Source organism: Halovulum sp. GXIMD14793 (assembly GCF_054457435.1).
In genome coordinates this window covers 1-5,279 of the sequence record NZ_JBTLNE010000103.1, presented here as the reverse complement: position 1 = coordinate 5,279, position 5,279 = coordinate 1, and the positions used below count along the sequence as shown (strand labels likewise).

The window sequence follows — 5,279 nt, the reverse complement described above, 5'->3', positions numbered from 1 at the left end:
GTTCGCGAATGGTTTGCAGCCCGCAACCAGTTCGCCATAGTGTTTGGCGAGCGCTTCGACGCTTGAGTATCTGAAACCGCATGGGCCGGGCCAGATACACAAAGTTCAGGACACTCCCTCTTGTTCTTCATAGAGGCACCGGCGCGGCTGTGCTAACTAGTGCCAAAACACTCTTTTCAGAAGATGGGCAATCGCACACACCGAGTCCGGCAGATCACATAATGCTGCTTCAAAAGGGTCCTGAGCGAGTGGAGGCACCTCCCTCCGACCACCCTCTCCATCTATTTGAGCACGAAGATGCCGGACAAGTGCGCGCACTCCGTTCGATCCCTCATCATCCTCAACCACATGCATTGGCCGAGTCCGACCACTGGTGGCGCACGACGCTAGTGGGACAATTTTTTCCCCATTTATCAGTCGAAGGATGGACCGAAGCCCTTGAGGACGCTCACCGCCATCGAAAGCAAAATTGTATTGGCTCAAGGACTGGTTCAGTGAAACTGCTGGCAATGACATCACTCGACCCTCAATTTCGTAACCGCTATGAATGCTAAGCTGATTTGGCGGCGTTGTGGATGCCGGCCATATCGCGAAGCACCGATATCTCCATTTGCTCGTCCGCATGGATTTTTTGGAGGATATCTTTGATGGAAACAAATCCGAGGACGTCGGAGCCATCTTTCACAACGAGATGGCGGATACGATGCTTACCCATCAGCGTAAGCGCCTCCGCGAGCCCGGCGTTCGCCTGACAAACCACAGCATTCTCCGTCATCGCTTGTTCCACCGTGATGTCATAAAGATGTGCATTCCGCTCAAAGGCTTCGCGGACCATGTCGTGTTCTGTGACGACACCGACGACATCGCCGTCCCGGTCGCGTACGATTGCGCCGAAGATTTCACGCTCCAGAAGTCGGCCGGCAAAATCGTAAAGATTTTCGTCAGGCGTTGTGAAGAATGGGGCCCCATTGCTGGTGAGGAGTGCAGATACAGTTGTCATGACGGATCACCTTTCCAAATTTGCCAGCGCTTTGGCGCTTGCCGCGTCGGCTAGAAATGCCGAGTCTTTGCAAGTGTATCCTCCAGACTTCACTTGTGGTTTTCCCGAGATATACAAATTTGTAAGTTCGCTGGGCCACACGAAAGAAGTAGATAGTGCGGGAGATCATCACCATTTTTTGTGATGCGTGCTTGGAGAGACCGAAACGATATGAGAATTCTACTGGCCGAAGACGACAAAAAGACCTCCGATTATGTTCAGAATGGCTTCCAGGAAAGTGGCTTTCAGGTCGAAACCTTTGATGATGGGCGGGACGCCCTGAATTTCTGTCTCTACAACGAATGTGATGTCGTTGTGCTTGATCGTATGATGCCAGGAATGGACGGCCTGTCAGTGCTCAAAGCAATGCGTGCTGCCGGCGTCGAAACACCGGTCATATTTCTGACGGCTTTGGGCGATGTCGAGGATAGAGTTGCTGGTCTGTCAGAAGGTGGTGACGACTACCTCGTGAAGCCCTTCCATTTCTCGGAGCTTTTGGCCAGGGTCCAAGCTCTAACTCGCCGAAAAGGAACAACTGAATCTACGAAACTGGTCGTGCACGACCTCGAACTTGATCTTCTGAGCCGAACGGCCAAACGAGAAGGGCAAACCATTGAATTGCAGACCAAGGAATTTGCGCTGCTGGAAGTCTTCATGAGCAACCCAGGTCGTGTGGTGACCAAGACTATGTTGTTGGAGAAGGTCTGGGACTTTACCTTCGATCCGAACTCGACAGTTGTGGAGACGCACATTAGCCGATTGCGATCAAAGATTGATAAGCCGTTCAAAGTTCAACTTTTGCACACAATCAGAAATACTGGATACTCGTTGCATGGACCAAGGTAGCGTCTTTGCGGGAGCACCGTTTCGGGCAGCGCTCTACGCTGCGACGCTCTTTGGAATTGTGCTCAGCGTGGCGGGTTGGTTTGCATATCAACGCGTTGAGGATGCACTTCAACAAAACCTAGAAACGCAGATTCTTGAGGAACAGATTCTCCTCCATGAGATCTTAATGGATGGTGGTGGTGACGCCTTGCAACGTGCCGTCACGCATCTCAATAGTCCTCTGTCTACCCAGCGGCATATGGTCGGACTGTTCGATGAAACAGGAAAATTCTTGGCCGGAAACGTAGAGTTGGCACCAGATTATGTAGGATGGTATGTGCATTCAGCGGAACAGCGCAGCTTTCTTGGCCTACAAGATGCACACCTACTGAATGCAGCACGCCAAGATGAATATCAAACCGTTGTCGGTCGGTCCCTTGCACCAAAGAACCGGACATTGATGACGTTGATTGAAGGCTTGCTTGTTCTCGGCCTTATTGTGTTTGTGAGCACTTTGGGTTTGGGATACATGCTCAGCCGCCGGAGTTTGACAAAGCTTCAAACGATCGAAGGCACGCTTGATCAGGTCTCTCGAGGTGATATGACTGCCCGATTGCCTGTATCATCTTCCAACGACCAGATCGATCGGATCGCGGCACAAGTCAATCAACACTTGGAACAACTTTCTGCATTGATGACGACCACAAGATCGACTGTGGCGGCTATTGCACATGACCTTAAGACACCACTGTCCCACAGTTTCATGGCCTTACAGCAGGCATTTGGTCAGGTGGACAAGGAGGAGGACCCGCGACTGCAATTGGAAGAACTGGAGAGTGAGCTACAACGCTTGAATTCAGTGTTCGATACAATCTTGAGAATTTCCCGGATCGAGACCTCAGGGGCACGCACCTATTTCGCAAAAGTTGACCTTCATGATCTCGCGCATGAAATGCATGACACACTTCTCGCCATTGCTGAAGATAATGATCAAAAGCTCGAGCTCGATGTCGCTCCCGTCGATGAAGCGGTCGTTTGGGGCGATCATAAAATGCTTATGCAACTCGCCTATAATTTGGTGAACAACGCAATTCAACATTGTCCAGCGGGAACCACGGTCAGCATTTCAACTCAAGTTGTGGATGAAACTGTCGAATTAACTATCGAGGACAACGGCCCTGGCGTCGCAGACGAGCTACGGGCACAAATTTTCGATCCGTTCTTCAGAACCGACAGCAGCCGCTCAACTGGCGGAAACGGACTTGGTTTAGCATTGGTGCGCGCAATTGCCACTCGTCACCGCGCGACTGTCCGCGCGCATGACAATCATCCTGGGCTTCGTATTGTTGTGGCGTTCCCCAATGCTGAAGACTTCAAGAAACTGCCAAATTTGTAAATTTCGGGCGAAAGAGGCGTAAAGGAAGCACCCTACATTATCGGTACAAGCAACATGCATCTGAAAGGAAACGATATGCGTAAAGTATCGAAAAAAACCGCAGTGGCCTTCGCTTGCGCGCTCGCTGCGATGCCAGTGGCTGGGGCATTTGCAGACAATGCAGATGTCGATTACGCGACGCAGGAACAAATGCTGAAAACCGCAGATGATGCTCTTGCGGCAATGACCCAAGTCCGGGCGGCCCGGATCGACATTCTCGAAAATCGCATTGACGACGCTCAGACCGCCGTTGCCGATGCAACGCGTTCCCTGGCGAAAGCGGAAGCGGACATTGGTGCTTTGGGTGTCAACGGCTTCGGGAACTCCAACCCCGATGTTGAGTACCTGCCATTCGACATGTCCATGACTCTTATGGAGAACTACAAAGCAACCGAAGAGAACAAGCTGGCCCTGCAACGTGCCTATGGCCTGTTCGAATCTGCAGAACCCGATGAAGCGATTGAAGTTCTGCGTGTTGCAGAAATCGATGTCGAAGTGTCGGCGGCCCTCATGCCGGCGCAACAAAGCATGATGCATCTGCAAGACGCTGCTGCTCTGCTTTCTGAAGGCAAATACTTCGAGGCCAATCTGGCCCTGAAACAAGTCGAGGATGGTATCGTCGTCGACGTCTTCGAAATTGATGCAGTGCCTGCCCAGGGCGACATTCGCTGAACAGTACACCCAAGTAAATTCCAAAGGCCGTGCGCAACACCTTAGGTGGCGCACGGTCCATTCTCCAAGGAGCAACAGTATGTCAGAACTCATTGTTATCGGATACCGAGACGAAGAACATGCCGAAGCCGCACGAACTGCGCTTCTCAAGATGTCCCGTGAGTACCTCGTCGATGTCGCCGATGCGGTCGTCGCGGTCGCGGATCAGGACGGCAAGATCAAATTGAATCAGATGGTCAACCTATGGACCTATGGTGCCGCCAATGGCGCATTTTGGGGCCTTTTGGTCGGTGTAATTTTCTTTAATCCCCTGCTAGGTGTCGCGGTTGGTGCTGGCGCCGGTGCCCTGAGCGGTGCGCTGAGCGACTTCGGGATTGATGACGGCTTCATGAAGGAAGTTTCCCACGCCCTCCAACCTGGGCAGGCCGCAATGTTTATGATGGTGCGAGACCACGCTTCCGATAAAGTTATCGATCAACTGGGTGAGCTCGGAGGCAAGATCCTGCGAACGAATCTCGACACGTCAAAAGAAGATGCGTTACGGCACGCATTTGATGCCGCACATAAGCATGCATTTGAAGCTGAGCACACCTAAGCAACACGTCCAAACACCATAAAAAAATCAGGCGCAATTTCCGTGTTGCGCCTGATTTGTCGGATCAGCAGTGACTATACACTTTATTCCCGAACCAACGCAAAAAACACTCGACGCGGTCAATTGGCTGCTTGATTGGAAGTCAGACATGTCCTCCCAACTTCTTGCCGACTGCATGGAGCAATTCAAACTCCATGGTTTTGAGCCCGAGTTTCAGTCGTATTTCATGCGGCTGAAATCCCGATTGCTTGCCAGCGGCGATGTCGCATGTGGTTTGGTGGTGCTCGCCGCGCAAGAGGATGACCATTCGGACGGGGCGCATCAAATACTGAGCCTTCTTCTGGATGAAGCCCGCATGAGGCTTGAAAATGACAATGAGTATGCGGAAGATTTCCTGGAAACGGTAGAAATGGCCGTTCAGGCCGGGGTGGCCGCCGGAGCGGTACAGCAAGAGAACCTGATGGAGTTCGCAGGCCTTTACCGAAGGGTCGGCCTACCGGTCCCGCAGCCTTTTATGCTTGATCCCGACAACATGTCACCCCCGCCAGATATGGGAGACTTTGATCTCTCGGAAAACCTCGAAAACGTTGCGCGAGTGACCTGCCCCCCGAAACTTCCCTCGTTCTGATGTAGAGTTTGCTCAACCTTTTGAAGGAGCAAACGAATGCGAAAGAGCCGTTTCACGGAAGTCCAAATCATTGGGATGATCAAAG

Annotated in this window: 6 protein-coding genes; 5 read left to right on the top strand and 1 reads right to left on the bottom strand. The window is 52.0% G+C overall.

The window, feature by feature from the left end; all coding sequences use genetic code 11:
• Positions 1-550: 550 nt before the first annotated feature.
• Positions 551-1,000, bottom strand: a complete 450-nt coding sequence (locus ACW9UQ_RS18245) for a CBS domain-containing protein (RefSeq protein ID WP_458932418.1) — start codon at positions 998-1,000, stop codon at positions 551-553.
• 210 nt (positions 1,001-1,210) lie between these two features.
• Here ACW9UQ_RS18245 and ACW9UQ_RS18240 point away from each other — a divergent pair, with 210 nt between their 5' ends.
• From ACW9UQ_RS18240 to ACW9UQ_RS18220, 5 genes are all read left to right on the top strand, one after another.
• Positions 1,211-1,885, top strand: a complete 675-nt coding sequence (locus ACW9UQ_RS18240; protein ID WP_458932417.1) for a response regulator — start codon at positions 1,211-1,213, stop codon at positions 1,883-1,885.
• Entirely contained in the window at positions 1,872-3,260 is a 1,389-nt protein-coding gene (locus ACW9UQ_RS18235) for a HAMP domain-containing sensor histidine kinase (protein WP_458932416.1), read from the top strand. The genes ACW9UQ_RS18240 and ACW9UQ_RS18235 overlap by 14 nt, the downstream gene beginning before the upstream one ends.
• A gap of 75 nt (positions 3,261-3,335) precedes the next feature.
• Positions 3,336-3,971, top strand: a complete 636-nt coding sequence (locus tag ACW9UQ_RS18230; RefSeq protein WP_458932415.1) for a YfdX family protein — start codon at positions 3,336-3,338, stop codon at positions 3,969-3,971.
• Positions 3,972-4,050: 79 nt separating this feature from the next.
• A complete protein-coding gene (locus ACW9UQ_RS18225) occupies positions 4,051-4,566 on the top strand; it encodes a DUF1269 domain-containing protein (RefSeq protein WP_458932414.1) in 516 nt (171 codons plus the stop codon).
• Between the two features lie 70 nt (positions 4,567-4,636).
• Positions 4,637-5,194 (top strand): hypothetical protein, encoded by a 558-nt coding sequence (locus ACW9UQ_RS18220; protein ID WP_458932413.1) that lies wholly within the window; start codon positions 4,637-4,639, stop codon positions 5,192-5,194.
• Positions 5,195-5,279: the final 85 nt, after the last annotated feature.

What these genes read in the sequence shown, in the direction of transcription:
- ACW9UQ_RS18245 (WP_458932418.1), bottom strand. Translation starts at nt 1,000, where the DNA reads ATGACAACTGTATCTGCACTCCTCACCAGCAATGGGGCCCCATTCTTC.
- ACW9UQ_RS18240 (WP_458932417.1), top strand. Translation starts at nt 1,211, where the DNA reads ATGAGAATTCTACTGGCCGAAGACGACAAAAAGACCTCCGATTATGTT.
- ACW9UQ_RS18235 (WP_458932416.1), top strand. Translation starts at nt 1,872, where the DNA reads ATGGACCAAGGTAGCGTCTTTGCGGGAGCACCGTTTCGGGCAGCGCTC.
- ACW9UQ_RS18230 (WP_458932415.1), top strand. Translation starts at nt 3,336, where the DNA reads ATGCGTAAAGTATCGAAAAAAACCGCAGTGGCCTTCGCTTGCGCGCTC.
- ACW9UQ_RS18225 (WP_458932414.1), top strand. Translation starts at nt 4,051, where the DNA reads ATGTCAGAACTCATTGTTATCGGATACCGAGACGAAGAACATGCCGAA.